Here is a 23264-nt window from a genome sequence, read left to right as displayed (position 1 = left end):
TTATTTCTCCACCGAAGGAGGTTGAGCTGACGGTCTGAGACCGGTTATTTGCTGCTCGAGCGCGATAACCCGCTGGCGCAGTTCGCTGATGTCGTCCCCCTCTTCCGCCACCTCAGACGGCGTCTCGTCCCGCCGATGCTGCATGCCCCAGCCGCGTTCTGGCCGGTAAAGCGTGGCCCAAATCCATAAAAACGGCCAAATGACGTGCAGCGTAAAAAGGCTCACCCAGCCCGCGACGTGAATCGCATCGGCATGCGGGTGATTACGTTTCTTCGCGATCAGGTAAGGAATATCATGGAGAATGATGATTCCATAAAAAATCACCAGAAATACAAAGATCAGAACGCCGAGCGCAAAATAATTGAGAAACATAATTTCCTCGGATTTACGCTAATTATTTTCAGGATGTGTGCCGGGCCGGATGAAAAAAAGGCCGACAAAATGAGCATAATTCACCCGTATCATTTTCGCCATTGACGACTAAAATGTTCTTTAAGCGATTGCGTTACTGAGTGACGTATCAGCAAGCGGAACGCGGCATAACCTGCGCGAGATCACACCGGGCTAAATCCTGGTGAAAATATTTTGTGATGAACATCACAAACAAATAACAAAACGTCAAAGTAAATTTGTGATTTTCATCACATAAAAATGCATTACCCCCCCCTAAAACCCGGTCTGTTGTTTTTTTACACATCCATTTTGTGATGGAGATCACTACAAAAGACCATCACCGCCCTATATTCATGTGATCCAAATCACATAAAAATCCACCGACTGGACAGCTTAACGATTCAGTGCCAGATTTCGCACTATCACTCAGGGCCCGGCTACCTCTGCCGCCTTATTAACAACAAGCCTCGGGCTTTCAGCCTGCCGATAGCAAAAACAGAAGAAGGGGTGTTTTATGTCATCCGATATCAAGATCAAAGTGCAAAGCTTTGGTCGTTTCCTCAGCAATATGGTGATGCCAAATATCGGCGCGTTTATCGCGTGGGGTATTATCACCGCACTATTCATTCCGACAGGATGGTTACCGAACGAAACGCTGGCGAAGCTGGTCGGTCCGATGATCACCTATCTGCTGCCGCTGCTGATCGGTTATACCGGCGGTAAGCTGGTTGGCGGCGAGCGCGGCGGCGTGGTCGGCGCGATTACCACCATGGGCGTTATCGTCGGCGCAGATATGCCGATGTTCCTCGGCTCCATGATCGCCGGTCCGCTGGGCGGCTGGGCAATTAAAAAATTCGACGTCTGGGTAGACGGTAAGATCAAATCCGGTTTTGAGATGCTGGTGAATAACTTCTCCGCGGGCATCATCGGTATGATCCTCGCCATTCTGGCGTTCCTCGGCATTGGCCCGGCGGTTGAAGTCCTGTCGAAAATTCTGGCCGCAGGCGTTAACTTCATGGTGGCGCACGAGATGCTGCCGCTGGCCTCTATCTTTGTTGAACCGGCGAAAATCCTGTTCCTCAACAACGCCATTAACCACGGCATTTTCTCGCCGCTGGGTATTCAGCAATCCCACGAGCTGGGCAAATCCATCTTCTTCCTGATTGAAGCTAACCCGGGTCCGGGGATGGGCGTCCTGCTGGCGTATATGTTCTTCGGCCGCGGCAGCGCGAAACAGTCTGCAGGCGGTGCGGCAATCATCCACTTCCTCGGCGGTATTCACGAGATTTACTTCCCGTACGTGCTGATGAACCCGCGTCTGATTCTGGCCGTTATCCTCGGTGGGATGACCGGCGTATTCACCCTGACTATCCTCAACGGCGGGCTGGTCTCTCCGGCTTCTCCGGGTTCTATCCTCGCCGTGCTGGCGATGACGCCGAAAGGCGCTTACTTTGCTAACATCGCGGCGATTATTGCGGCGATGGCCGTCTCCTTCGTGGTCGCAGCCGTGCTGCTGAAAACCAGCAAAGTTAAAGAAGAAGATGATATCGAAGCCGCGACCCGTCGCATGCAGGATATGAAAGCGCAGTCCAAAGGCGGCGCCACGCCGCTGGCCGCTGGCGATGTCGCGAACGACCTGAGCCACGTGCGTAAAATCATCGTCGCCTGCGACGCAGGTATGGGCTCCAGCGCGATGGGCGCAGGCGTGCTGCGTAAAAAAGTGCAGGATGCCGGGCTGAGCAACATCTCCGTGACTAACAGTGCGATCAACAACCTGCCGCCGGATGTTGACCTGGTCATCACCCACCGCGACCTGACCGAGCGTGCGATGCGTCAGGTGCCGCAGGCGCAGCATATTTCGCTGACCAACTTCCTCGACAGCGGCCTGTACACCAGCCTGACCGAACGTCTGGTTTCGGCGCAGCGCCACACGGATAACGAAGAGAAAGTCCGCGACAGCCTGAAAGACAGCTTCGATGCGTCTGACACCAATCTGTTCAAACTCGGCGCGGAAAACATCTTCCTCGGTCGTAAAGCAGCGACCAAAGAAGAAGCGATTCTGTTTGCTGGCGAGCAGCTGGTGAAAGGCGGCTACGTTGAGCCGGAATACGTCCAGGCGATGCTGGACCGTGAAAAGCTGACCTCCACCTATCTGGGTGAGTCCATCGCGGTCCCGCACGGCACTATCGAAGCCAAAGATCGCGTTCTGAAAACCGGCATCGTCTTCTGCCAGTACCCGGAAGGCGTACGCTTCGGCGAAGAAGAGGACGAGGTGGCTCGCCTGGTTATCGGTATTGCCGCGCGTAATAACGAGCATATCCAGGTGATTACCAGCCTGACCAACGCCCTGGACGATGAATCGGTCATTGAGCGTCTGGCAAAAACCACCAGCGTTGAAGAAGTTCTGACGCTGCTGAAAGCGTAATCCGTCACCCGGCGGTGCGCCGGGCAACGCCCCCCTCTCTCCTTACGCGTGGGGAGAGAGGGCTGGGGTGAGGGAAACGCCTGACCCCAGCCCTCTCAGGTAAAAACATTAATTGAAGGTTAATACTATGAAAGCATTACATTTTGGCGCAGGTAATATCGGTCGTGGCTTTATCGGCAAACTGCTGGCGGACGCGGGGATACAGCTGACGTTTGCGGATGTAAATCAGGTCGTGCTCGATGCCCTGAATGCCCGTCATAGCTACCAGGTTCACGTGGTCGGCGAGAATGAGCAGGTCGATACCGTTTCCGGCGTTGACGCCGTCAGCAGCATCGGCGACGAAGTTGTAGAGCTGATTGCCAGCGTGGATCTGGTGACCACCGCCGTCGGCCCGGTCGTGCTGGAACGCATCGCCCCGGCGATTGCCAAAGGCCTGGCCAAACGTAAGGCGCAGGGGATTACCGCCCCGCTGAATATCATCGCCTGCGAGAACATGGTCCGCGGCACCACCCAGCTGAAGGGTCACGTTTTTAACGCCCTCGCCGAAGAAGACAAAGCCTGGGTTGAAGCCAACGTCGGCTTCGTTGATTCCGCCGTTGACCGCATCGTTCCGCCATCTGCTTCCGCCACTCACGATCCGCTGGAAGTCACCGTGGAAACCTTCAGCGAGTGGATTGTCGATAAGACCCAGTTCAAAGGCGAACTGCCAAACATCCCAGGTATGGAATTAACCGATAACCTGATGGCATTTGTCGAACGTAAGCTATTCACCTTAAACACCGGACATGCTATAACCGCCTACCTCGGAAAACTGGCGGGTCATCAGACGATTCGCGACGCGATTCTTGATGAGCACATTCGCGCCGTGGTCAAAGGCGCCATGGAAGAGAGCGGCGCGGTGCTGATCAAACGCTATGCCTTTGATGCGCAAAAGCACGCCGCTTACATCCAGAAAATTATCGGTCGTTTTGAGAACCCGTATCTGAAGGATGACGTTGAGCGCGTTGGCCGCCAGCCGCTGCGCAAACTGAGCGCGGGCGACCGCTTAATTAAGCCGCTGCTCGGTACGCTGGAATACGGCCTGCCGCACCGCAATCTGGTGAAAGGGATCGCCGCTGCCATGCACTTCCGCAGCGAAGAAGACCCGCAGGCGCAGGAACTGGCGGCGCTGATTGCCGAGAAAGGCCCACAGGCCGCGCTGGCGCAGATTTCGGGTCTGGACGCAGCAAGCGAGGTGGTGGCGGAAGCCGTTAACGACTATAACGCCACCAAATGAGGCAAGACCTGGCGCGGTCCGAACCGCGCCCATTACTCATGTCAGATATGCAGGCAATAATGGAAGAAACACAGGCATTTGAAAACCGTGTGCTTGAACGTCTGAATGCTGGCAAAACCGTAAGAAGCTTCCTGATCGCCACCGTTGAACTGCTGACGGAAGCGGTCAATATTCTGGTGCTTCAGGTATTCCGTAAAGACGACTACGCGGTGAAATACGCAGTGGAGCCGTTGCTGGACGGCGACGGGCCGCTTGGCGACCTTTCTGTACGCCTGAAGCTGATTTACGGCCTTGGGGTGATTAGCCGCGCCGAATATGAAGACGCTGAACTGCTGATGGCCCTGCGCGAAGAGCTGAATCACGACGGTAATGAGTATAGCTTTACCGACGATGAGATCCTCGGACCGTTTGGCGAGCTGCACTGCGTCGCCGCCCTGCCGCCCACGCCGCAATTTGATGAGAGCGATGCTGAACTGCTGGCAATGCAAAAGCTGCGCTACCAGCAGGTCGTACGTTCCACAATGATGCTATCTCTGACCGAGCTGATTTCTAAAATCAGCTTAAAAAAAGCCTTTCAAAAATCAACGCTCTGATTCTGGCTCTTGCTGGTCGCACGTCGGCCGATAAAGCTGACGATAATACTCAAGACGCCGCAGAAATAGCGCTTCTTTATCTGCCGGGATATCCGGCGGTATATGCTGCAAACGCGGAGATTTTTTTAGATATTCCATAAAAGCCTGACTTGAAGCCATAAAATCTACGGCTTTATCAATAATGCGCGGTACGCTGTCGCCTATTTTCGCCATCACGCTCTCCTCTTTTGGGGGAATGATCCTATTAAGGATTAGCCAAAAACAGGGTTTCAGATGAGGAAAACGTGCTGAATGGCCGTCAGGCTTCACAGAAATGAATATTCGCCAACTCTGGATTAAAATAATTTTTATGTTCAATAAGTTATAATATGCCGCTGCGGTTGTTATGAGCAAAAAACGGCGACGTTTTGATAAATAACTACCCACAACCCAAGCGACAGCACATACTATAGTCTGATAACGCCCCTTTCTTAATAGATTAAGCCACCATGAAAGAAGTCGAAAAAAACGAAATTAAACGTCTGAGCGATCGTCTCGACGCTATCCACCACCAGCAGGCCGACCTGTCCCTGGTCGACGCCGCAGAAAAATACGCCGAGCTGGAAAAAGAGAAAGCCACCATTGAGACGGAACTCGTTCGCCTGCGTGAGGTTCAGGGCCAGAAGCTGAGCAAAGAAGCGCAAAAGCTGATGAGCATGCCGCATCGCCGCGCCATCACCAAAAAAGAGCAGGCCGATATGGGTAAGCTCAAGAAAAGCGTACGCGGTCTGGTTGTTGTCCACCCGATGACCGCGCTGGGCCGCGAAATGGGCCTCAAAGAGATGACCGGCTTCTCAAAAACCGCGTTCTGATATCTTCATCCCGTGAATCTCCCGGCTCGCGCTACGCTTAGCCGGGCTACGGGTTCACAGCCCTCTGCGAGAGGGTAGCCCGGACAGATGCGCAGCATCGCCTCCGGGAAATTCAGCTACTCTGCGCTCTGCTCCCCGGTCGCGGCTAACGCCTTACCGGGGCTACGGGTTCACCGCCGTCTGCGGGCCGGTAGCCCGGACAGATGCGCAGCATCGCCTCCGGGACAGGCTCTGTTTCAAACGTCATTCCCCACTAATTGGCCCTACCAATGTTTTCTTAAATCGTCCAATGGTTCACATATCCATCATTTTTCGTCACAGACATATTGCTCATCAATAACATTTGATTAACCATTCGTTGTCGTTAATCCTACAATCGCAATTTGGCTGGGCCAATTTTACAAATGATGTGACCTGCTAAGAGCGCAAGACTCAGCACGGCATCATAACGGCCCGATGGAGACCTGCATGAACCTCTGGCAACAAAATTACGATCCGGCCGGCAACATCTGGCTATCGAGTCTTATCGCATCGCTACCGATTCTGTTTTTCTTTTTTGCCCTGATAAAGCTCAAGCTGAAAGGGTACGTTGCCGCGACCTGGACCGTGCTCATTGCGCTCTCCGTCGCCCTGCTGTTCTACAAAATGCCGGTTGACCACGCGCTGGCCTCCGTCATCTACGGCTTCTTCTACGGCCTGTGGCCAATCGCGTGGATTATTATCGCTGCGGTCTTCGTCTATAAAATCTCGGTGAAAACCGGGCAGTTCGACATTATCCGCTCATCGATTTTGTCGATTACCCCGGATCAGCGTCTGCAAATGCTGATTGTCGGTTTCTCCTTCGGCGCGTTCCTCGAAGGGGCCGCCGGTTTTGGCGCGCCGGTCGCCATCACCGCAGCGCTGCTGGTGGGGCTCGGCTTTAACCCGCTGTATGCAGCGGGCCTGTGTCTGATCGTTAACACCGCGCCGGTCGCATTTGGCGCGATGGGCATTCCGATTCTGGTCGCCGGACAGGTGACGGGCCTCGACAGCTTCGAAATCGGCCAGATGGTTGGCCGTCAGCTGCCGTTCCTGACCATCATCGTCCTGTTCTGGATCATGGCGATTATGGACGGCTGGCGCGGCATTAAAGAGACCTGGCCTGCGGTCATGGTCGCCGGCGGCTCCTTTGCTATCGCTCAGTACCTCAGCTCTAACTTCCTCGGCCCGGAGCTGCCGGACATTATCTCTTCGCTGGTATCGCTGGTCTGTCTGACGCTGTTCCTCAAACGCTGGCAGCCGGTACGCATCTTCCGCTTCGGCGATATGGGCGCATCGCAGGTCGATATGAACCTGGCCCGCACGCATTACACCCCGGGACAGGTGATTCGCGCCTGGTCGCCGTTCCTGTTTCTGACCGCGACGGTGACCCTGTGGAGCGTGCCGCCGTTCAAAGCGCTCTTCGCCCCCGGCGGCGCGATGTACGATTTTGTGATTAATATTTCCGTGCCGTTCCTCGACAAGATGGTGGCCCGCATGCCGCCGGTGGTTAGCGAAGCCACGCCGTACGCCGCGGTCTATAAGTTTGACTGGCTCTCCGCCACCGGCACCGCCATCCTGTTCGCCGCGCTGCTTTCCATCGTCTGGCTGCGCATGAAGCCGAAAGACGCGATCTCGACCTTTGGCAGCACGCTGAAAGAGCTGGCGCTGCCGATTTACTCCATCGGCATGGTGCTGGCGTTCGCCTTTATCTCCAACTATTCCGGTCTATCCTCAACGCTGGCGCTTGCGCTGGCGCACACCGGTCATGCGTTTACCTTCTTCTCGCCGTTCCTCGGCTGGCTGGGGGTATTTCTGACCGGTTCGGATACCTCGTCTAACGCGCTGTTTGCCGCGCTGCAGGCCACGGCGGCCCAGCAGATTGGCGTCTCCGATATCCTGCTGGTCGCAGCGAACACCACCGGCGGCGTGACCGGGAAAATGATCTCTCCGCAGTCTATCGCCATCGCCTGTGCGGCGGTCGGTCTGGTAGGTAAGGAGTCCGATCTGTTCCGTTTTACCGTCAAACACAGCCTGATTTTCACCTGTATGGTCGGCGTTATCACCACGCTGCAGGCGTATGTCTTAACCTGGATGATCCCGTGATAGTGATGCCAAAACGCCTTGCCGACGACGTCGCCCGTCGCGTGCGGGCGCTGATTGAAGAACAAAAGCTGGAGGCGGGCATGCGATTGCCCGCCGAACGTCAGCTGGCGGCGCAGCTGGGCGTATCGCGCAATTCGCTGCGCGAAGCGCTGGCGATGCTGGTCAACGAAGGGGTGCTGCTCAGCCGTCGCGGCGGCGGCACCTTCGTGCGCTGGCAGCACGAAGCGTGGTCGGAGCAAAACATCGTTCAACCGCTGAAGACGCTGCTCTCCGACGACCCCGATTACAGCTTTGATATCCTCGAAGCCCGTCACGCCATCGAAGCCAGTACCGCCTGGCATGCGGCGATGCGGGCAACCGATGCCGAAAAAGAGAAAATCCGCCTCTGCTTTGAAGCCACCCAAAGCGAAGACCCTGACCTGGCCTCGCAGGCCGATGTCCGCTTCCATCTGGCGATCGCCGAAGCGTCGCATAACGTGGTGCTGCTGCAAACCATGCGCGGTTTTTTTGACCTTTTACAGTCCTCAGTCAAGGAGAGCCGCCAGCGGATGTATCTCGTCCCGCCGGTCTTCGCTCGCCTGACCGAACAGCACCAGGCGGTCATGGAGGCGATTATCGCCGGTGACCCGGAAGGTGCCAGACAGGCGATGATGGCCCATTTGGGCTTTGTTCACGCCACCATCAAACGCTTTGATGAAGACCAGGCCCGCCAGGCGCGAATTACCCGCCTGCCCGGTGACCATAACGAAAATTCCAGGGAGAACTTGTGATGATTATTTCCGCCGCCAGCGACTACCGCGCCGCCGCACAGCGTATCCTGCCACCGTTCCTGTTCCACTATATCGACGGCGGCGCTTACGCCGAGCACACCCTGCGCCGCAACGTTGAGGACCTGTCCGACGTCGCGCTCCGCCAGCGCATTCTGCGCAATATGTCGGACCTGAGCCTGGAAACCACCTTATTCAACGAGAAGCTGGCGATGCCAACGGCGCTGGCGCCGGTTGGGCTGTGCGGGATGTACGCCCGCCGCGGTGAAGTGCAGGCCGCCGGCGCGGCGGATGAAAAAGGTATTCCGTTTACCCTCTCTACCGTTTCCGTCTGCCCGATTGAAGAGGTCGCCCCGACCATTAAGCGCCCGATGTGGTTCCAGCTGTACGTCCTGCGCGACCGCGGTTTTATGCGCAATGCGCTGGAGCGGGCGAAGGCGGCGGGCTGTTCAACGCTGGTCTTTACCGTCGATATGCCGACCCCCGGCGCGCGCTATCGCGATGCTCACTCCGGGATGAGCGGCCCGAACGCGGCAATGCGCCGCTACTGGCAGGCGGTGACCCATCCGCAGTGGGCATGGGACGTCGGGTTAAACGGCCGTCCGCACGATTTGGGCAACATCTCCGCCTATCTCGGCAAGCCGACCGGTCTGGAGGATTATATCGGCTGGCTGGCGAATAACTTCGATCCTTCGATTTCCTGGAAAGACCTTGAGTGGATCCGCGACTTTTGGGACGGCCCGATGGTGATCAAGGGGATCCTCGATCCGGAAGACGCCCGCGATGCGGTGCGCTTCGGCGCTGACGGGATCGTGGTTTCCAACCACGGCGGCCGCCAGCTCGACGGCGTGCTCTCTTCCGCTCGCGCTCTGCCCGCGATTGCCGACGCGGTTAAAGGGGATATCACAATTCTTGCCGACAGCGGTATTCGCAACGGCCTTGATGTGGTGCGGATGATTGCCCTCGGCGCCGATAGCGTGCTGCTGGGCCGGGCTTATCTGTATGCGCTGGCCACCCACGGCAAACAGGGCGTCGCCAATCTGCTGAACCTGATCGAGAAAGAGATGAAGGTGGCGATGACGCTGACCGGCGCGAAAACCATCGGCGAAATCAGCCGTGAATCTTTAGTCCAGAACGCCGATGCGCTGCGGACCTTTGATGCGATCAAAGCAGGAAACGCGGCGGTTATCCCTGACCCGCTCCCACAGGGAGAGGGAACCGTCCGGCAGGCGGGTTAACGTCCTCATCAGGCCATCCGGCTCACAGGCCGGCGCCGGTTTTCTCCCGCCCCCTTTTCGGGAGAGGAGCGGGGTGAGGGTTAGCCGAATATCTGCTATTCTGCCCCCCGCAATTAAGGGGGCAGCATGCTTAACATCGTCTTATTCGAACCAGAAATCCCGCCAAATACCGGGAATATCATCCGCCTGTGCGCCAACACCGGCTTCAATCTGCATATTATCGAACCCATGGGTTTTGCCTGGGACGATAAGCGTCTTCGCCGCGCAGGTCTGGATTACCACGAGTTTGCTGCCGTCCAGCGCCATGGTGATTACGCCGCCTTTATTGAAAGCGCAAAGCCGCAGCGCCTGTTCGCCCTGACGACCAAAGGCACGCCGGCGCACAGCGCGGTAAGCTATCAGGACGGCGATTTTCTGCTGTTTGGCCCGGAAACCCGCGGACTGCCGGGCAGCATTCTTGATGCTCTGCCGGCAGAACAAAAAATCCGTATTCCGATGATGCCGGACAGCCGCAGCATGAACCTGTCAAATGCGGTGTCGGTGGTGGTCTATGAAGCCTGGCGCCAGCTGGGCTATCCCGGCGCGGTGCTGCGCAGCTGAGCTCGCTTTCTCCCGGAGGTGGCGCGTAGCGCCTCCGGGATACCAGACAGCGCTCGGTTTTGTAGCCCGGACAGATGCGCAGCATCGCCTCCGGGAAATCAATCAAATACCGTCGCCGTACTCGAAGGTATGGTGTATGCCGTTAAAGTGCTGATCCATATCCATCGCGGGCTTATCGCTCTCCGGCTTGCCCACGATGCGGGCGGGAACGCCTGCGGCGGTAGTATGCGGCGGCACCGGCTGTAGCACCACCGAACCCGCGCCGATTTTTGCCCCGCGCCCGACTTCGATATTGCCGAGGATTTTCGCCCCGGCGCCAATCATCACCCCTTCGCGAATTTTCGGATGACGATCGCCGCTGGTTTTACCGGTACCGCCCAGGGTCACGGATTGCAGAATCGAGACGTCGTCTTCAATCACCGCCGTTTCGCCGACGACGATGCCAGTGGCGTGGTCCAGCATGATCCCGCGACCAATCTTCGCCGCCGGGTGGATATCCACCTGGAACGATACGGAAACCTGATTTTGCAGGAAGATCGCCAGCGCCCGACGCCCCTGATTCCACAGCCAGTGGCCGATGCGATAGGCCTGCAGCGCGTGGAATCCTTTCAGATAGAGCAGCGGGGTGGAGTATTTATCCACCGCCGGGTCGCGCGTTCGCACCGCCTGAATATCGCAGGCGGCGGAGGCGATCATTTCCGGGTCGGCGGCGTAGGCCTCTTCCACCACTTCACGAATCGCGATGGCGGGCATGATCGGAGAAGCCAGTTTATTCGCCAGCATATAGCTCAGGGCGCTGCCGAGATTTTCGTGCTTGAGTAGCGTGGCGTGGTAAAAACTGGCGAGCATTGGCTCACAGTCAGCTAAAGCCCGAGCTTCGGCTTTAATATTATTCCAGACGATATCCAGTTCTTCACACGGCATTGCTGACTCCAGACGATATAATAATGACCGGCCAGTTCTTTGCTGGCCGGGTCATTCAGGTGATCCAGGTTCCATCGCAGTTAGTTGCTACGCTCGTCCTTGCGTGCACGACCTAATAAGGTCAATGCTGCCTCGCGCGCAATTTTTCCGCAATACAATACCTGATAAATTTCCTCGGTTATTGGCATTTCGACGCCTAAACGCTGCGCCAGAACGCGAACCTCTTTGGTATTGCGATAGCCTTCAACCACCTGGCCAATCTTCTCCTGCGCGCTTTGCACATCCATGCCCTGACCGAGCATCATGCCGAAGCGGCGGTTACGCGACTGGTTATCGGTGCAGGTGAGCACCAGATCGCCTAAGCCCGCCATCCCCATAAAGGTCTCCGGATCGGCGCCCAGGGCCTCCCCGAGGCGCGACATCTCAACCAGCCCGCGGGTAATCAGCGCGGTACGCGCGTTGGCGCCAAAGCCAATGCCGTCAGACATGCCGGCGCCGATAGCGATGACGTTTTTCACCGCCCCGCCGAGCTGCACGCCGATAAAGTCCGGGTTGATATAGACGCGGAAGCTCTTGCCGCAGTGCAGCAGGCTTTGCAAATCGTCAGCGAACTGCGGATCCGTCGACGCCAGCGAGATCGCCGTCGGCAGGCCTGCCGCCAGCTCTTTCGCGAAGGTCGGGCCGGAAATCACCGCCAGGGGGATAGCGTCGCCCAGCGCTTCACGGGCCACGTCCTGCAGCAGGCGCCCGGTTTCCGCTTCCAGACCTTTCGTCGCCCACACCAGGCGAGCGTCGGGGCGCATCAGCGGTTTAATCTGCCGCAGCACCTGGCCGAAAACGTGGCTCGGCACGACGACGAGGATATCGCGGCTGGCCGCCAGCGCGGTCGCCAGATCGCTTTCCAGATGCAGCGTGTCGGGGAAAGGAACGTCAGGAAGAAATGCGGCGTTGCAGCGGTCGTGCTGCAGCGTCGCAATATGTTTCGGGTCATGGCCCCACAGCACAACGTGGTGGCCATTTCTTGCCAGGGTGATGGCAAGAGCGGTGCCGTAAGAGCCGGCACCGATCACAGTCATTGCAGCGTTAAGCGCGTTCATCAGGCATCCTGATGTTGTTCAGCACCTTCGCCAGCCTGCTGCTGCAGATAGTTCATAAACAGCGCATCGAAGTTCACTGGCGCAAGGTTCAGTTGCGGGAAGGTACCGCGAGAAACCAGGCTGGTGATGCACTCACGCGCGTACGGGAACAGAATGTTCGGGCAGTATGCGCCGAGGCAGTGCGCCATCTGGGTGCCGTCGATGCCTTCGATGGAGAAAATACCGCCCTGCTGTACTTCGCACAGGAATGCGGTTTCTTCGCCCAGAGAGGCGGTTACGGTCACGCGCAGCACCACTTCATACACGCCTTCAGCCAGCTGGCTGGAAGCGGTATCCAGATCAAGTTTAACTTCCGGCTGCCAATCTTTCTGGAAAACTTGCGGCGCGTTCGGCGCTTCAAAAGAAATATCTTTGGTGTAGATGCGCTGAATCTGGAAAGTCATTTCGGTGCTGTTTTGTTCTGACATAGTAAAACCCTTTCGTGTTGTCCTTAAGTACGCCCGTCCAATGGGGATGAGCGCAAAAATTAGCGCAGGAGGGGATCGAGTCCACCACGTGAATCAAGCGCGTACAAGTCGTCACAGCCGCCAATGTGCTGCGCATCAATAAAAATCTGCGGAACCGTCGTTCGACCGCTGCGCTGAATCATCTCTTCACGCTTCGCAGCATCGCCATCGATAGGCAACTCGTTGAACGTCACGCCCTTGCTGTTCAGCAGCGCTTTTGCACGTACGCAGAACGGGCAGGTCGCTTTGGTATAGATATCAATATTGGCCATGACTTCACTCCTGTTTTTACCCCCGAGAGTTTTACGCCGCAGGCGTTGTTTTCCCGCTGACGAATAGCCGCCCCAGGGAAAACCGCGCTACGCCATAAAGACGCGGGTAAATTATTTACCGCGTACCAGCGGAAGGTTCTCGCCGCTCCAGCCAGCGATGCCTTCTTTCAGTACGAAGACCTTTTCAAAACCGGCTTTGTTCAGCGCGCTGGCGGGTTCTTGCGCCTGCATACCTGAGCCGTCTACCACTATAATGGGTTGTGCTTTGTGCTTTTCCAACTCGCCGACGTTATTTGCTTTGATATCGCTCGGCAGCAGGTTAATAGAACCCGCAATGTGGCCTTTACGGAAATCGTCACGCTGACGCAGGTCGACAACCACGGCATCTTCTTTGTTGATCAGGCGCGTCGCTTCACCGCGGGTGATGACTTTAACTTTCGACATCAGCCCTTTAAAGGTGGTGAACAGCACCGCCACCAGCAGCGCGACCCACGCGATGCTCAGGACGGGGTGACGGCTGATGAATTGCATAATTTCTTGCATGGGGGGTTACAACTCCCGACTAAGTGATAAAAAAACCAGGGAAGGAGTATACCTGTGCATTGCGGCAAATACAGCCAGTGAGCGCGATGTAATGTATTTTCTGCGGCCCGTCACGAAAAAAAACCGCTCTCGCCGCGGCAATGCGCTCTGGCCGCCCTCTTTCTTTGATCTTTTACGGTGATTTGATCGATTCAGCTGTAGTAAAATTACGCAAATTTTCTGTCTTTGAGCATGAGGTTGTCGCAATGTCGGTTTCTAAAAAACCTATGGTACTGGTGATTCTGGATGGCTATGGCTACCGTGAAGACCAGCAGGATAACGCTATTTACAGCGCCAAAACCCCTGTTATGGACGCACTGTGGGCGAAACGTCCGCATACCCTGATTGATGCTTCAGGCCTGGAAGTCGGTCTGCCGGATCGTCAAATGGGCAACTCCGAAGTGGGCCACGTCAACCTCGGCGCGGGCCGTATCGTGTATCAGGATCTCACCCGCCTGGACGTTGAAATCAAAGAACGTACCTTCTTCGCCAACCCGGTACTGACCGGCGCGGTCGATAAAGCCGTTGCCGCAGGCAAAGCCGTGCATATCATGGGCCTGATGTCTCCGGGCGGCGTCCACAGCCACGAAGACCACATCATGGCGATGGTTGAGCTGGCAGCCGAACGCGGCGCGGATAAAATCTATCTGCACGCCTTCCTCGACGGCCGCGATACTCCGCCGCGCAGCGCTGAAAAGACGCTGGCGAAATTCGAAGACAAATTTGCCGCGCTGGGCAAAGGCCGCGTTGCCTCGATCGTTGGCCGCTACTACGCCATGGACCGCGACAACCGTTGGGACCGCGTTGAGCAGGCTTACGATCTGATGACCCTGGCAAAAGGCGAGTTCCAGGCCGATACCGCCGTTGCGGGCCTGCAGGCCGCTTATGCGCGCGATGAAAACGATGAGTTCGTGAAAGCGACCGTTATTCGCGCTGAAGGCCAGGCCGATGCGGCGATGGAAGACGGCGATGCGCTGATTTTCATGAACTTCCGCGCCGACCGCGCGCGCGAAATTACCCGCGCCTTCGTTAACGCCGATTTCGACGGCTTCGCCCGTAAGAAAGTGGTAAACCTCGATTTCGTCATGCTAACCGAATACGCCGCGGACATTAAAGTCGCCTGCGCTTATCCGCCGGCATCTCTGGTGAACACCTTCGGCGAATGGATGGCGAAGAACGACAAAACCCAGCTGCGCATCTCCGAAACTGAAAAATACGCTCACGTGACCTTCTTCTTCAACGGCGGCGTTGAAGAGCCGTTCAAAGGCGAAGAGCGCATTCTGATCAATTCACCGAAGGTCGCCACCTACGATCTGCAGCCGGAAATGAGCTCCGCTGAGCTGACCGAAAAACTGGTTGCCGCCATCAAGGGCGGTCAGTTCGACACCATCATCTGTAACTACCCGAATGGCGATATGGTTGGCCACACCGGCGTAATGGAAGCCGCCGTTAAAGCGGTCGAAGCGCTGGATGACTGCATCGACCAGGTGAGCAAAGCCGTTGAATCCGTTGGCGGACAGCTGCTGATCACCGCAGACCACGGCAACGCCGAGCAGATGCGCGATCCGGCCACCGGCCAGGCGCACACCGCGCACACCAACCTGCCGGTTCCGCTGATTTACGTTGGCGATAAAAACGTCAAAGCGGTCAACGGCGGCAAACTTTCCGACATCGCGCCGACCATGCTGACGCTGATGGGAATGGAAATCCCGCAAGAGATGACTGGCAAGCCGCTGTTCATCGTGGAATAATCCTTCCCCATGAGGGGAAAGGCGACGTATTCAACTACATGGATCGCAACGGCAGTTCGATCCGTCTTTTACGCCAGCGCGCTTAGCGCTGGCGTATTGCTGTGCACCGCATCTGCTCACGCCGACGATCGCGACCAGCTTAAATCCATTCAGGCCGATATCGCCGCTAAACAGCGGGCGATTAAGCAGCAGCAGCAGCAGCGCGCTTCCCTGGTCGCCCAGCTAAAAGCGCAGGAGGAGGCCATCTCCGCCGCCGCGCGCAAGCTGCGCGAAACCCAGGAAACGCTGAACCAGCTGAATAAGCAGATCGACGAAATGAACGCCGCGCTGGCCAAGCTGGAGCGTCAGCGCGCCTCGCAGGAGCGTAACCTTTCCGCGCAGCTCGACGCCGCGTTTCGTCAGGGGCCGCATACCGGCATCCAGATGATCCTCAGCGGCGAAGAGGGGCAGCGTAATCAGCGCCTGCAGGCCTACTTTGGCTATCTGAACCAGGCGCGCCAGGAAACCATCGCCCAGTTGAAGAAAACCCGCGAAGACGTGGCGGTGCAAAAATCGATGCTGGAAGAGAAACAGAGCCAGCAGCAAACCCTGGTGTACGAACAGCGCGCCCAGCAGAGCAAGCTGGAGCAGGCGCGCAACGAGCGTAAAAAGACCCTCGCCAGCCTGGAATCCTCCATTCAGCAAGGCCAGCAGCAGCTCAGCGAGATGCGGGCTAACGAATCACGTCTGCGCGGCCGTATCGCCCAGGCGGCGGCGGCGGCCAAAGCGCGGGCGGATCGCGAAGCCCGCGAAGCGCAGGATGTGCGCGATCGCCAGCAGGAAGCCTCGCGTAAAGGCACCACCTACAAACCTACCGAAAGCGAACGCTCGCTGATGTCCCGCACCGGCGGGCTTGGCTCACCGCGCGGCCAGGCATTCTGGCCGGTTCGCGGCTCAATTCTCCATCGCTATGGCGAACAGCTGCAAGGTGAACTACGTTGGAAGGGGATGGTTATCGCTGCGTCTGAAGGCACCGAGGTCAAAGCCGTTGCCGATGGTCGGGTTATTCTCGCCGACTGGCTGCAGGGCTATGGCCTGGTGGTGGTCGTTGAACACGGCAAAGGCGACATGAGCCTTTACGGCTATAACCAAAGCGCGCTGGTCAGCGTCGGCACTCAGGTCCGGGCGGGCCAGCCGATCGCTCTCGTAGGCAGCAGCGGCGGTCAGGGCCGTCCGTCGCTCTATTTCGAAATTCGCCGCCAGGGTCAGGCGGTCAATCCACAGCCGTGGTTGGGAAGATAAGTTTTGCTTCAATTTCGCAGAATTGCACTCGCGGTAACCGGTACGCTGGTTATGGCGTCGCCGGTATTTGCCGGCAAACTCTCCATTGTTATCGACGACTTTGGCTATCGTCCACAAACGGAAAACCAGGTGCTGGCGCTGCCAGCGACGATCTCCGTTGCCGTCCTTCCTAATGCGCCCCACGCCCGAGAAATGGCGACCAAAGCGCATAATCTCGGCCACGAGGTGCTCATCCACCTGCCAATGGCGCCGCTCAGCAAACAGCCGCTGGAAAAAGACACCCTCCGCCCGGATATGAACAGCAGCGAGATAGAGCGCATTATCCGCGAAGCCTACGGTAAGGTTCCGTACGCCGTGGGGCTGAATAACCATATGGGCAGCGCCATGACGTCGAATCTCTTCGGCATGCAGAAGGTGATGCAGGCGCTCGAGCGCTACAATCTCTACTTCCTCGATAGCGTCACCATCGGCAATACCCAGGCCATGCGCGCGGCGCAGGGCACCGGCGTAAAGGTGATTAAGCGTAAGGTTTTCCTCGACGATACCCAAAACGAAGCGGATATCCGCTATCAGTTCAACCGCGCTATCGCTTTGGCGCGGCGCAACGGTTCCGCCATTGCTATCGGCCACCCGCACCCGACGACGGTGCGCGTGCTGCAGCAGATGGTGTATAACCTGCCGCCGGATATCACTCTGGTTCGCCCGAGCAGCCTGCTCAACGAGCCGCAGGTGGATACCTCAACGCCGAACACCGCGCCGCCGTCCGTTCAGCCGCCGCGCAATCCGTTTCGCGGCGTGAAACAGTGCAAATCTAAGCGTCCGCCGGAGCCGGTCAACGCCAGCCGCTTCTTTACCATTCTGAGCGAAAGCATCACTCAGAGCACGCTGGTGCAGTATTACCAGCTGAAGTGGCAGGGCTGGGATAAGCCTACCAACTAAATCATCCGGGAGTCCGTGTGCTTATCCGCCGCGGATTCCGGCTTGTCCTGATGGGCATACCAGGCTTTAAAGTATTTAAGAAAGCTGTAAAAGGTCGCGTAAAGCCCGGTGACCACGCCAACCTTGCCCTTTCGCCACGCTCCGCTGAACAGATACCACTTAAAGAAAGCGCCAATCGCGCTGATCGCTCCGCGCGCAAGAGACGGCCTGATTTTCTGGTGTTTAACCAGCCGCGTGGTGTAGCTATTGAGCTTACTAAACACTTCATGCAGGGAGTAGAAGGTATCGTGGCGCACGAATCCCGGTAGCCGGGCAGAGTGCGTAAAGCCAACCACCTGATCGTCTACCGGCCGATCGTTGAACCTGGCGACGGAGCGGTTAAACAAGCGAACCGGGAAATCCGGCGATGATACCGGATAAATGGTGCGCACCTCTTCACCCAGCACGAACCAGTAGCGCGGCAGACGCCATGCGCAGGCGGGGTCCGGCTCATCGCCGGCCTTGAGCGCCAGAATTGCCGCCACCACCTCGTCGTCAAGGATCTCATCGCTGTCCACACACAGCACCCAGTCGTGGCGGGCCAGAGAGGTCGCATAATTCATCTGCGTACCGTGAGCGGTATAAGGATGATGGTGAACGGAGAGACCGAACTGTTGGCAAATCTGCAGCGTAGCATCCGTACTGCCTGAATCGATGACGATAAATTCATCAGCCACCCTGAGCAGCGGCGGTAATACCTCCCGTAATAAGCGAGATGAATTACAGGTCAATAAGCATACAGAAAGTTTAAGCATAATCTTTATAGGGTTAAACCATGGTTAAACTGACTGTATAAACGAATAGGCGAGAAAGCGATTTAGAAAAAGTGCGGAGTGGATTAAGTATCACAAAATTGTAGGATAACTCTCAAAAAAGCGCCCGTGGGCGCTTTTTTACCATCCTGACCGGGGCGGAATTAATCCCAGCTGAGAATGACTTTGCCAGACTGGCCGGAGCGCATCGCGTCAAAGCCCTGCTGGAAATCATCAATGCCAAAGCGGTGGGTGATGATCGGCGACAGATCGAGCCCGGACTGGATGAGCGCGGCCATCTTGTACCAGGTTTCGAACATTTCGCGACCATAAATCCCTTTGATAAACAGCCCCTTGAAGATCACCTTGGTCCAGTCGATAGACATATCCGATGGCGGAATACCCAGCATGGCAATACGCCCGCCGTGGTTCATGGTATCGAGCATGGTGCGAAACGCCGGCGGCGCGCCGGACATCTCCAGACCCACGTCGAAACCCTCGGTCATGCCCAGCTCGGCCATCACATCGTTAAGGTTCTCTTTCGCCACGTTCACCGCCCGGGTGACGCCCATTTTGCGCGCCAGCTCCAGGCGATATTCGTTAACATCGGTAATCACGACGTTGCGCGCGCCAACGTGTTTCGCCACCGCGGCGGCCATCACGCCGATCGGGCCGGCGCCGGAAACCAGCACATCTTCACCGACGAGGTCGAATGAAAGCGCGGTATGCACGGCGTTGCCAAACGGATCGAAAATCGACGCCAGATCGTCAGAGATATTGTCGGGGATTTTAAAGGCGTTAAACGCCGGGATCACCAGATATTCGGCAAAACAGCCCGGACGGTTGACGCCGACGCCCGTCGTATTGCGGCACAGATGCGTACGCCCGGCGCGGCAGTTACGGCAGTGGCCGCAGGTGATATGCCCTTCGCCGGAAACGCGGTCGCCCAGCTTAAAGCCGCGAACTTCCTGACCGATACCCACCACTTCGCCGACGTATTCATGCCCCACCACCATCGGAACCGGAATGGTCTTTTGCGACCACTCGTCCCAGTTGTAGATATGCACGTCGGTACCGCAAATCGCGGTCTTGCGAATTTTAATCAGCAGATCGTTGTGGCCGACTTCCGGTTCCGGTACGTCGGTCATCCAGATGCCTTCTTCCGCCTTCAGTTTGGATAACGCTTTCATCTCACACCCTCAGGCAATGACGCCCAGTTGTTTACCGATGCGGGTAAAGGCTTCCACCGCACGTTCAATTTGTTCAGGGGTATGCGCCGCAGACATCTGGGTACGGATACGCGCCTGGCCTTTTGGTACCACCGGGTAGAAGAATCCGGTGACGTAAATACCTTCTTTTTGCAGCTCGCGCGCGAACTGCTGCGCCACGGTGGCTTCACCGAGCATCACCGGGATAATGGCGTGATCGGCGCCCGCAAGGGTAAACCCTGCCGCGGTCATTTTTTCACGGAACAGGCGCGCGTTAGCCCACAGACGATCGCGCAGCTCGCTGCCCGCTTCCACCATCTCCAGCACTTTGATGGATGCGGCGACAATCGCCGGCGCCAGCGAGTTGGAGAACAGATACGGACGCGAGCGCTGGCGCAACCACTCGACGACTTCTTTACGCGCGGCGGTATAGCCGCCGGACGCGCCGCCCAGCGCTTTACCCAGCGTACCGGTGATAATGTCGACGCGGCCCATCACGTCGCAGTACTCATGGGAACCGCGGCCGTTTTCACCCACAAAACCCACGGCGTGCGAATCATCGACCATCACCAGCGCGTCGTATTTATCCGCCAGATCGCAGACGCCCTTCAGGTTGGCGATCACCCCGTCCATGGAGAACACGCCGTCGGTGGCGATCAGTACATGGCGCGCGCCGGCTTCACGCGCCTCTTTCAGACGGGCTTCCAGCTCCTGCATATCGTTGTTGGCATAGCGGAAGCGCTTCGCTTTACACAGGCGCACGCCGTCGATGATCGACGCGTGGTTCAGAGCATCGGAGATAATCGCGTCCTCTGCGCCGAGCAGGGTTTCAAACAGGCCGCCGTTGGCGTCGAAGCAGGAGGAGTACAGAATCGCATCTTCCATACCGAGAAAATCGGCCAGCTTCTTCTCAAGCGCTTTGTGGCTGTCCTGGGTACCGCAGATAAAGCGCACGGAGGCCATGCCGAAGCCGTGGCTGTCCATCCCGCTTTTCGCGGCGGCAATCAGTTCCGGGTGGTTCGCGAGGCCGAGATAGTTATTGGCGCAGAAGTTAATGACCTGGCTGCCGCCGACGGTGATATCCGCCTGCTGCGCCGAAGTGATAATCCGTTCTTCTTTAAACAACCCTTCCGCGCGCGCGGTATCCAGGTCATTGGTTAACTGTTTGTAGAAATCCCCACGCATTGCAACTCTCCAGATTCGGCAAAATTTGGCACATATTACCCTAAATAATTCGAGTTTCAGGAAGGCGGTGACGCAGCGAATCCCCAGGAGCTTACTCTGGTAAGTGACTGGGGTGAGCGAGGAAAACCAACGTACCTGTAACTTGAAGTATGACGGGTATATTACCTAAAGATATACGCTGATACGAGATGATGCATTACTGCATGAATTATTTGCAGCATAAATCACGAGTCCCTCTCTACCTTATCGGCGAATGGCTGAAGCCTTTCCGATGTAGTGATATGATAGGAGTATTCATGTCCGGATTGTCTCTGGACTACCAACTTCAAAGGTTACAGTTATGATCATCGTTACCGGCGGCGCAGGCTTTATCGGCAGCAATATCGTTAAGGCGCTGAATGACCAGGGTATTACCGACATTCTGGTCGTAGATAATCTGAAAGACGGGACCAAATTCATCAATCTGGTGGATTTGAACATTGCCGACTACATGGATAAAGAAGACTTTCTGATCCAGATTATGGCGGGCGAAGAGTTCGGCGATATCGACGCTATTTTCCATGAAGGCGCCTGCTCTTCCACCACGGAGTGGGACGGCAAGTACATGATGGATAACAACTATCAGTATTCCAAAGAGGTACTGCACTACTGTCTGGAGCGTGAAATCCCGTTCCTGTACGCCTCTTCCGCAGCGACCTACGGCGGCCGCACCAGCGACTTTATTGAATCCCGCGAATACGAGCAGCCGCTCAACGTTTACGGCTACTCCAAGTTTCTGTTTGATGAATACGTCCGTCAGATCCTGCCGGAAGCGAACTCGCAGATTGTCGGCTTCCGCTATTTCAACGTCTACGGGCCGCGCGAAGGCCATAAAGGCAGCATGGCCAGCGTCGCTTTCCATCTGAACACCCAGCTGAATAATGGCGAAAGTCCGAAACTGTTCGAAGGCAGCGACGGCTTCAAGCGCGACTTCGTCTACGTCGGCGACGTCGCGGCGGTGAACCTGTGGTTCTGGGAAAACGGCGTTTCCGGCATCTTCAACCTCGGCACCGGGCGCGCGGAGTCTTTCCAGGCCGTTGCAGACGCAACGCTGGCTTATCACCAGAAAGGCAGCATCGAGTACATTCCGTTCCCGGATAAACTCAAAGGCCGCTATCAGGCGTTTACTCAGGCGGATCTGACTAACCTGCGCGCAGCGGGCTACGATAAACCGTTTAAGACCGTTGCCGAAGGCGTAACGGAATATATGGCCTGGCTCAATCGCGACAATCATGCGAATTCATAAAATCATTCGAGCGGTATCAAGGCGGCAACTCAGTGATTCTCCGGGAGCTGACTAAAGTCAGTGACCGGAGGGAACGCAGGCAGCCAACGCAGAGACAGCTTGAAGGATGGAATGAATGAAAATATTGGTGGTTGGCCCGTCATGGGTGGGCGACATGATGATGTCGCAAAGTCTTTACCGTACGCTCAGGGCGCGCTATCCCCAGGCGATAATCGACGTGATGGCGCCCGCATGGTGCCGTCCGCTGCTATCGCGCATGCCGGAAGTCAACGAAGCGATCCCGATGCCGCTCGGCCACGGCGCGCTGGAAATCGGTGAACGGCGTAAGCTTGGGCACAGCCTGCGCGAACGTCGCTACGATCGCGCTTTCGTGCTGCCCAACTCGTTTAAATCGGCCCTCGTGCCGTTCTTTGCGGGAATACCGCATCGCACAGGCTGGCTCGGCGAAATGCGCTACGGCCTGCTGAACGACGCCCGTAAGCTGGATAAAGACGCCTGGCCGCTGATGGTCGAACGCTACGTCGGTCTGGCCTACGACAAAGGCGTGATGCGCTGCGCGAAAGATCTGCCGCAGCCGCTTCTCTGGCCGCAGCTGCAGGTGCATGAAGGCGAAAAATCGCAGGCCTGCAGCGCGTTTAATCTCTCAGCCGAGCGCCCGATTATCGGCTTCTGCCCCGGCGCAGAGTTCGGCCCGGCAAAACGCTGGCCGCACTATCACTACGCCGAGCTGGCGAAACAGCTGATCGACGAAGGCTTTCAGATCGTACTGTTTGGCTCCGCGAAAGACCACGAAGCGGGCAATGAAATCCTCGCCGCGCTCACGACCGAACAGCAGGCATGGTGCCGCAATCTGGCCGGCGAAACCCAGCTTGAGCAGGCCGTTATTCTGATCGCCGCCTGTAAAGCGGTGGTCAGCAACGATTCCGGCCTGATGCACGTCGCCGCGGCGCTGGACCGTCCGCTGGTGGCGCTCTACGGGCCCAGCAGCCCGGACTTCACTCCACCGCTGTCGCACAAAGCGCGCGTGATCCGCCTGATCAGCGGCTACCACAAAGTGCGTAAAGGCGACGCCGCCGAAGGCTATCATCAGAGTTTGATCGACATTACGCCGCAGCGCGTACTGGAAGAATTAAACGACCTGCTGCTGGAAAAAACGGAACAAGAGGAAGCCTGACG

At 57.1% G+C, this 23264-nt stretch carries 23 protein-coding genes; 13 read left to right on the top strand and 10 right to left on the bottom strand.

Features of this window, described 5'->3' with window-relative positions:
• Positions 1-372, bottom strand: a complete 372-nt coding sequence (locus ABLU67_RS21895) for a DUF3302 domain-containing protein (RefSeq protein WP_148842211.1) — start codon at positions 370-372, stop codon at positions 1-3.
• 535 nt (positions 373-907) lie between these two features.
• Between ABLU67_RS21895 and mtlA the strand changes: the two genes are divergently transcribed.
• The 3 genes from mtlA to mtlR all read left to right on the top strand — a co-directional run bounded on the left by mtlA (position 908) and on the right by mtlR (position 4687).
• Positions 908-2818 carry a PTS mannitol transporter subunit IICBA gene (gene mtlA / locus ABLU67_RS21890; protein ID WP_004855446.1) on the top strand — a complete coding sequence of 637 codons (1911 nt, stop codon included), beginning with the start codon at positions 908-910 and terminating at the stop codon, positions 2816-2818.
• Between the two features lie 127 nt (positions 2819-2945).
• Entirely contained in the window at positions 2946-4094 is a 1149-nt protein-coding gene (mtlD, locus tag ABLU67_RS21885) for a mannitol-1-phosphate 5-dehydrogenase (protein ID WP_032751687.1), read from the top strand.
• Positions 4091-4687 (top strand): mannitol operon repressor MtlR, encoded by a 597-nt coding sequence (gene mtlR, locus ABLU67_RS21880; protein ID WP_014227228.1) that lies wholly within the window; start codon positions 4091-4093, stop codon positions 4685-4687. Before mtlD ends, mtlR begins: the two co-directional genes overlap by 4 nt.
• Here mtlR and ABLU67_RS21875 read toward each other — a convergent pair.
• Complete coding sequence (locus tag ABLU67_RS21875; RefSeq protein WP_004855451.1) at positions 4676-4900, bottom strand: hypothetical protein; 225 nt, start codon at positions 4898-4900, stop codon at positions 4676-4678. The genes mtlR and ABLU67_RS21875 overlap by 12 nt on opposite strands.
• A gap of 275 nt (positions 4901-5175) precedes the next feature.
• Here ABLU67_RS21875 and ABLU67_RS21870 point away from each other — a divergent pair, with 275 nt between their 5' ends.
• The 5 genes from ABLU67_RS21870 (at position 5176) to trmL (ending at position 10267) form a co-directional block, all read left to right on the top strand.
• Positions 5176-5538, top strand: a complete 363-nt coding sequence (locus ABLU67_RS21870; protein ID WP_014227229.1) for a YibL family ribosome-associated protein — start codon at positions 5176-5178, stop codon at positions 5536-5538.
• Positions 5539-6006: 468 nt separating this feature from the next.
• Positions 6007-7662, top strand: a complete 1656-nt coding sequence (gene lldP / locus ABLU67_RS21865) for an L-lactate permease (RefSeq protein WP_014227230.1) — start codon at positions 6007-6009, stop codon at positions 7660-7662.
• Entirely contained in the window at positions 7659-8432 is a 774-nt protein-coding gene (gene lldR, locus ABLU67_RS21860) for a transcriptional regulator LldR (RefSeq protein ID WP_014227231.1), read from the top strand. The genes lldP and lldR overlap by 4 nt, the downstream gene beginning before the upstream one ends.
• Positions 8432-9667 (top strand): FMN-dependent L-lactate dehydrogenase LldD, encoded by a 1236-nt coding sequence (gene lldD, locus ABLU67_RS21855; protein WP_025106767.1) that lies wholly within the window; start codon positions 8432-8434, stop codon positions 9665-9667. Before lldR ends, lldD begins: the two co-directional genes overlap by 1 nt.
• A 126-nt stretch (positions 9668-9793) precedes the next feature.
• Positions 9794-10267, top strand: coding sequence for a tRNA (uridine(34)/cytosine(34)/5-carboxymethylaminomethyluridine(34)-2'-O)-methyltransferase TrmL (gene trmL, locus ABLU67_RS21850; RefSeq protein ID WP_014227233.1), 474 nt, complete (start codon positions 9794-9796; stop codon positions 10265-10267).
• A 102-nt stretch (positions 10268-10369) separates the two neighbouring features.
• Here trmL and cysE read toward each other — a convergent pair whose 3' ends face one another.
• The 5 genes from cysE to ABLU67_RS21825 all read right to left on the bottom strand — a co-directional run bounded on the left by cysE (position 10370) and on the right by ABLU67_RS21825 (position 13609).
• Entirely contained in the window at positions 10370-11191 is an 822-nt protein-coding gene (cysE, locus tag ABLU67_RS21845; RefSeq protein ID WP_004106845.1) for a serine O-acetyltransferase, read from the bottom strand.
• 80 nt (positions 11192-11271) lie between these two features.
• Positions 11272-12288, bottom strand: coding sequence for an NAD(P)H-dependent glycerol-3-phosphate dehydrogenase (gpsA, locus tag ABLU67_RS21840; protein ID WP_004855462.1), 1017 nt, complete (start codon positions 12286-12288; stop codon positions 11272-11274).
• Positions 12288-12755 carry a protein-export chaperone SecB gene (gene secB, locus ABLU67_RS21835; RefSeq protein WP_004106849.1) on the bottom strand — a complete coding sequence of 156 codons (468 nt, stop codon included), beginning with the start codon at positions 12753-12755 and terminating at the stop codon, positions 12288-12290. The genes gpsA and secB overlap by 1 nt, the downstream gene beginning before the upstream one ends.
• 59 nt (positions 12756-12814) lie before the next feature.
• Positions 12815-13066, bottom strand: coding sequence for a glutaredoxin 3 (gene grxC / locus ABLU67_RS21830; protein WP_004106850.1), 252 nt, complete (start codon positions 13064-13066; stop codon positions 12815-12817).
• 111 nt (positions 13067-13177) lie between these two features.
• Positions 13178-13609 (bottom strand): rhodanese-like domain-containing protein, encoded by a 432-nt coding sequence (locus ABLU67_RS21825; protein ID WP_004126582.1) that lies wholly within the window; start codon positions 13607-13609, stop codon positions 13178-13180.
• A 245-nt stretch (positions 13610-13854) separates the two neighbouring features.
• Here ABLU67_RS21825 and gpmM point away from each other — a divergent pair, with 245 nt between their 5' ends.
• From gpmM to ABLU67_RS21810, 3 genes are read left to right on the top strand one after another with little or no spacing between them, the layout of a single operon-like run.
• Entirely contained in the window at positions 13855-15399 is a 1545-nt protein-coding gene (gpmM, locus tag ABLU67_RS21820) for a 2,3-bisphosphoglycerate-independent phosphoglycerate mutase (protein WP_014227235.1), read from the top strand.
• A 9-nt stretch (positions 15400-15408) separates the two neighbouring features.
• A complete protein-coding gene (gene envC / locus ABLU67_RS21815; protein ID WP_348852533.1) occupies positions 15409-16680 on the top strand; it encodes a murein hydrolase activator EnvC in 1272 nt (423 codons plus the stop codon).
• 3 nt (positions 16681-16683) lie between these two features.
• Positions 16684-17619, top strand: coding sequence for a divergent polysaccharide deacetylase family protein (locus ABLU67_RS21810; RefSeq protein ID WP_025107809.1), 936 nt, complete (start codon positions 16684-16686; stop codon positions 17617-17619).
• Here ABLU67_RS21810 and ABLU67_RS21805 read toward each other — a convergent pair.
• The 3 genes from ABLU67_RS21805 to kbl all read right to left on the bottom strand — a co-directional run bounded on the left by ABLU67_RS21805 (position 17616) and on the right by kbl (position 20803).
• Entirely contained in the window at positions 17616-18413 is a 798-nt protein-coding gene (locus ABLU67_RS21805) for a glycosyltransferase family 2 protein (RefSeq protein ID WP_148851582.1), read from the bottom strand. The two genes, ABLU67_RS21810 and ABLU67_RS21805, sit on opposite strands and share 4 nt — an antisense overlap.
• 161 nt (positions 18414-18574) lie before the next feature.
• A complete protein-coding gene (gene tdh / locus ABLU67_RS21800; RefSeq protein WP_004855475.1) occupies positions 18575-19600 on the bottom strand; it encodes an L-threonine 3-dehydrogenase in 1026 nt (341 codons plus the stop codon).
• Positions 19601-19609: 9 nt separating this feature from the next.
• Entirely contained in the window at positions 19610-20803 is a 1194-nt protein-coding gene (gene kbl / locus ABLU67_RS21795) for a glycine C-acetyltransferase (RefSeq protein ID WP_014227238.1), read from the bottom strand.
• A gap of 340 nt (positions 20804-21143) precedes the next feature.
• Between kbl and rfaD the strand changes: the two genes are divergently transcribed.
• Positions 21144-22088 (top strand): ADP-glyceromanno-heptose 6-epimerase, encoded by a 945-nt coding sequence (gene rfaD / locus ABLU67_RS21790; protein ID WP_014227239.1) that lies wholly within the window; start codon positions 21144-21146, stop codon positions 22086-22088.
• A gap of 115 nt (positions 22089-22203) precedes the next feature.
• Positions 22204-23262, top strand: coding sequence for an ADP-heptose--LPS heptosyltransferase RfaF (rfaF, locus tag ABLU67_RS21785; protein ID WP_014227240.1), 1059 nt, complete (start codon positions 22204-22206; stop codon positions 23260-23262).
• Positions 23263-23264 lie beyond the last annotated feature (2 nt).

This window comes from Klebsiella sp. GN_Kp190 (assembly GCF_040061795.1).
GTDB classification, from domain to species: Bacteria; Pseudomonadota; Gammaproteobacteria; order Enterobacterales; family Enterobacteriaceae; genus Klebsiella; species Klebsiella michiganensis.
Note: the sequence above shows the minus strand (reverse complement) of the source record. Positions and strands in the feature narration are given on the sequence as shown.

Coding starts and splice junctions, on each gene's coding strand:
- ABLU67_RS21895 (WP_148842211.1), bottom strand. CDS start 372: ATGTTTCTCAATTATTTTGCGCTCGGCGTTCTGATCTTTGTATTTCTG.
- mtlA (WP_004855446.1), top strand. CDS start 908: ATGTCATCCGATATCAAGATCAAAGTGCAAAGCTTTGGTCGTTTCCTC.
- mtlD (WP_032751687.1), top strand. CDS start 2,946: ATGAAAGCATTACATTTTGGCGCAGGTAATATCGGTCGTGGCTTTATC.
- mtlR (WP_014227228.1), top strand. CDS start 4,091: ATGAGGCAAGACCTGGCGCGGTCCGAACCGCGCCCATTACTCATGTCA.
- ABLU67_RS21875 (WP_004855451.1), bottom strand. CDS start 4,900: ATGGCGAAAATAGGCGACAGCGTACCGCGCATTATTGATAAAGCCGTA.
- ABLU67_RS21870 (WP_014227229.1), top strand. CDS start 5,176: ATGAAAGAAGTCGAAAAAAACGAAATTAAACGTCTGAGCGATCGTCTC.
- lldP (WP_014227230.1), top strand. CDS start 6,007: ATGAACCTCTGGCAACAAAATTACGATCCGGCCGGCAACATCTGGCTA.
- lldD (WP_025106767.1), top strand. CDS start 8,432: ATGATTATTTCCGCCGCCAGCGACTACCGCGCCGCCGCACAGCGTATC.
- trmL (WP_014227233.1), top strand. CDS start 9,794: ATGCTTAACATCGTCTTATTCGAACCAGAAATCCCGCCAAATACCGGG.
- cysE (WP_004106845.1), bottom strand. CDS start 11,191: ATGCCGTGTGAAGAACTGGATATCGTCTGGAATAATATTAAAGCCGAA.
- gpsA (WP_004855462.1), bottom strand. CDS start 12,288: ATGAACGCGCTTAACGCTGCAATGACTGTGATCGGTGCCGGCTCTTAC.
- secB (WP_004106849.1), bottom strand. CDS start 12,755: ATGTCAGAACAAAACAGCACCGAAATGACTTTCCAGATTCAGCGCATC.
- grxC (WP_004106850.1), bottom strand. CDS start 13,066: ATGGCCAATATTGATATCTATACCAAAGCGACCTGCCCGTTCTGCGTA.
- ABLU67_RS21825 (WP_004126582.1), bottom strand. CDS start 13,609: ATGCAAGAAATTATGCAATTCATCAGCCGTCACCCCGTCCTGAGCATC.
- gpmM (WP_014227235.1), top strand. CDS start 13,855: ATGTCGGTTTCTAAAAAACCTATGGTACTGGTGATTCTGGATGGCTAT.
- envC (WP_348852533.1), top strand. CDS start 15,409: ATGAGGGGAAAGGCGACGTATTCAACTACATGGATCGCAACGGCAGTT.
- ABLU67_RS21805 (WP_148851582.1), bottom strand. CDS start 18,413: ATGCTTAAACTTTCTGTATGCTTATTGACCTGTAATTCATCTCGCTTA.
- tdh (WP_004855475.1), bottom strand. CDS start 19,600: ATGAAAGCGTTATCCAAACTGAAGGCGGAAGAAGGCATCTGGATGACC.
- kbl (WP_014227238.1), bottom strand. CDS start 20,803: ATGCGTGGGGATTTCTACAAACAGTTAACCAATGACCTGGATACCGCG.
- rfaD (WP_014227239.1), top strand. CDS start 21,144: ATGATCATCGTTACCGGCGGCGCAGGCTTTATCGGCAGCAATATCGTT.
- rfaF (WP_014227240.1), top strand. CDS start 22,204: ATGAAAATATTGGTGGTTGGCCCGTCATGGGTGGGCGACATGATGATG.